Annotated in this window: 4 protein-coding genes; 1 reads left to right on the top strand and 3 read right to left on the bottom strand. The window is 54.1% G+C overall.

Going from position 1 to position 2,909, the window contains the following annotated elements; all coding sequences use genetic code 11:
- On the top strand, positions 1 to 351 hold a 351-nt coding region (locus tag AB9K35_RS05555; RefSeq protein WP_369924840.1), incomplete at its 5' end, for an IS5 family transposase.
- Between the two features lie 677 nt (positions 352 to 1,028).
- On the opposite strand, the gene AB9K35_RS05560 is transcribed toward AB9K35_RS05555, so the two are convergent.
- From AB9K35_RS05560 to AB9K35_RS05570, 3 genes are all read right to left on the bottom strand, one after another.
- Entirely contained in the window at positions 1,029 to 2,060 is a 1,032-nt protein-coding gene (locus AB9K35_RS05560) for a serine/threonine-protein kinase (protein WP_369924841.1), read from the bottom strand.
- Positions 2,053 to 2,526, bottom strand: coding sequence for a hypothetical protein (locus AB9K35_RS05565; RefSeq protein WP_369924843.1), 474 nt, complete (start codon positions 2,524 to 2,526; stop codon positions 2,053 to 2,055). Before AB9K35_RS05565 ends, AB9K35_RS05560 begins: the two co-directional genes overlap by 8 nt.
- A 273-nt stretch (positions 2,527 to 2,799) precedes the next feature.
- The gene (locus AB9K35_RS05570; protein WP_369923920.1) at positions 2,800 to 2,907 is read right to left on the bottom strand and encodes a transposase domain-containing protein; all 108 of its coding nucleotides are present in this window, start codon (positions 2,905 to 2,907) and stop codon (positions 2,800 to 2,802) included.
- Positions 2,908 to 2,909: the final 2 nt, after the last annotated feature.

Raw genomic sequence — 2,909 nt, forward strand, 5'->3', positions numbered from 1 at the left:
CGACCTCTCAACCTGTTCGTGACCGCCGGGCAGGTGAGCGATTATGTCGGCGCACGGGCGCTGCTCAGCAGCCTGCCAAACGTCGATTGGTTGCTCGGGGATCGGGGCTATGACGCCGACTGGTTCCGAGAGGCATTGCAAAACAAAGGGATACGCGCCTGCATCCCCGGCCGAAAGCAGCGCAAGATCCCGGTCAAATACGACAAGCGCCGGTACAAGCGGCGAAGTCGCATCGAGATCATGTTCGGCAGGCTCAAGGACTGGAGGCGCGTGGCTACCCGCTATGACCGCTGTCCGAAAGTCTTCCTCTCAGCCATCGCCCTCGCAGCAACCGTCATCTACTGGTTATGAATCCTGACCCTAAGTCGTAAATCCCGCTGACGCCCACACCAGTTGCGACGAGTGTTGCGATGCTCCCAACCAGCTGCGCTTGCAATACTCCATCGGTGGGAACACACGCACAAGTTCTCGTGCAACGGGGCGGCGAAAAAGTTGGCCATTCACGATGTCCGCAGCAAACATCACGGTCCGATTCCACAAGTCGAGGGATCTTGCCGCCGTTCCTGAGCCATCTTCCGCCCCCCCCTTCCGTGGCGAAAGTAGTGACCCAGGTTTAAGGGGCAAGGACATGCGAGCACCTAGCGCCCAAACCTATGAACTGTGTCTTGCACATATCACTCGCCCATATGGGGAAAGCTGCAGAATGGTTTCACTTTGTGTTACTCTGAGTGTTACTCTGACGCGAAATTCACACCGAAATTTGCAAACCTGCTTGGTTCTGTGTATGTTCTTTTTACTAGGGAGGACAATCAGCCAATGGGTGCGTTTATAAAAGCTTTGCGCTTACCAAAGTGCAATTTTTGTGGACGTGAATGGCAACCGCAAGAAGGGGTTGTCGCAGCGAGCAGTTTCTGCAGTTCGTGCAGAAATGACCGGCGAAAGCTAGCAATCAGTGCACTTGGTGCAAAGCCGCCGGTCAGATCTCCAAACATGGGACCTTATGTTCTACCGCCCAAACGCCGTGCGGTCTAACGCCGAAAGAATTCCTCAAGCCCTCGGATCGCATCTCTCAGACCAACTTGACCGTTTGAGCCATCAAGGTTGCGCGGCCGACCTGCTCCAACAGGTTCGCTCCATGCACGCCAATCGTGACGACGCTGAGAAATTTGGTTCCATTCGACTCTAATAATTCGATTTCCGTACTGCCTGTGCCAACGGACCTGCGGGTCATCAACCTCACAAGACCAGTCGGGCTCAATGGGCAAGTTCGAGAACGCTGACTGAACTTGGCCCACGTTTTGGTAACGGCTCTCGGTATCATCATGCAGCATAGTTCGAATTGTCCGGCGCCAGCGCTGCGGGATATGTGGGAGCCACTTGAGTTGGTCGCGGAACCCACCGTCTGCTATCGACATTCGAGGCGGGTCAGTCTGAGTATACCATGTGTGGCCATGCAGGAGGCGATAAAGCGTCATGCCCAGAGCCCAAATATCTGACTTTGTGCTCGTGACGCCCAATTCCCAGTACTCAAATGCCAGGTGGTCGGAATACCCAGCCCCAATCGCGTAACCGTGCAGTAGTTGATCAGTGACCAGGCCAAAGTCCCCAAGACGCGCAACCCCGTGTTCGTCAATCAGGATGTTCCCAGGCTTGATGTCGCGATGGATCATCCCTTGGGCATGAAGATTGCCCAAACCTAGGAGAGCCTCAGTTCCTGCCTTTCGAACATCAGACAGCTTCATAGGCCCAGCCTCGTACTGCTGCTGTAGCGAACCGCCGGCGCAGAGCTTCATGCAATAACGGATACTCCTACCGTCTGGGCTTTCTCCCAAGTGATAGACTGGAACAACATTTGGATGCTCGCCCGCCGCAAGATGCTGCGCCTCGCGTAAGAACTCCGCCTTATCAGCGTTCCAATCAGCATCGCTCTGGCCGGATTTCTGAGAGATGATCTTTACAGCGACGTTGCCATGAACCTGATCGACCGCAGCATGAACGTCACCGAAATGACCGTTTCCGATGTGCCTGCCAATGTTGAGATTTGCTACGTGGTTATTCATTACGCCCGCTTTCCGCGAGCAACATGATAGCCGCTTCACGGCTGCCGACTCGCAAGTCCTTGCCTGTATAGTGCTTCACCCAGAAGCCATCGTCCTTGGTGTACTCATCAACCTTGCGCTCTCCGAATGTGCGGCTCAAAGTTGCCTTTTTCAGGATTTTCGTTTCACAAACAGACGCTGCGGCTGCTTGGATGACCCCCCTCAGTTCGGCACTTTCCAGATGCGCAACTTTAGTCGAGCCAAGAGAAATCGCACTGGCTTTGATCATCACTTTTGTGATGCCATTCGCTCGCAAGTAATCGCGACACTGCCGATTGATGACGTCGTACGCTGTAGCCCTATTGCCTGTTTGCAGTTTCCAAGTGTCATCGTTTTGGAGAACGAGGTGGCCGTCATCGGGAACTTCAGCATCAACCACGATAACCTTGTCGCCACTTACCACGATTCCCATCCATCTCTCAGCCATCAATTGCCTCTTTCAGATTTGTTATCCCAACGCCTTACTAGCTCAACTAACACGTTAGCGGAAGGTTCTCCCCCCCTTCTTCTTCGGCGCTTCATATCAACCTGTTTCGGCCATACACCCCGGTCAAACCTCGCAACTTAATCCTGATAAAAGTCGCGATCAAAAGGTGGAGTTCAGGGAAAATCACCGCCCTAGAAATTCGACGAAAAATATTAAAAAATAAATGCATAACACACGATCTCACTGTAAGCGCTGTCTGCGCCCCACGCGGGATCAGCTTGACGTGGTGAAGTTCCAGGGCAGCAGCTCGTCGATCTTGCTGGCCGGGTGACCGGAGGCGATCGCTTCGAGGGTCGCCTTGAGGTAGGCGAAGGGCTCCACGC

Source organism: Leisingera sp. XS_AS12 (genome assembly GCF_041224635.1).
In the GTDB taxonomy this organism is placed as follows: domain Bacteria; phylum Pseudomonadota; class Alphaproteobacteria; order Rhodobacterales; family Rhodobacteraceae; genus Leisingera.

Excerpts from the sequence above, each read along its gene's own strand:
- AB9K35_RS05560 (WP_369924841.1), bottom strand. The coding sequence starts at position 2,060 with ATGAATAACCACGTAGCAAATCTCAACATTGGCAGGCACATCGGAAAC.
- AB9K35_RS05565 (WP_369924843.1), bottom strand. The coding sequence starts at position 2,526 with ATGGCTGAGAGATGGATGGGAATCGTGGTAAGTGGCGACAAGGTTATC.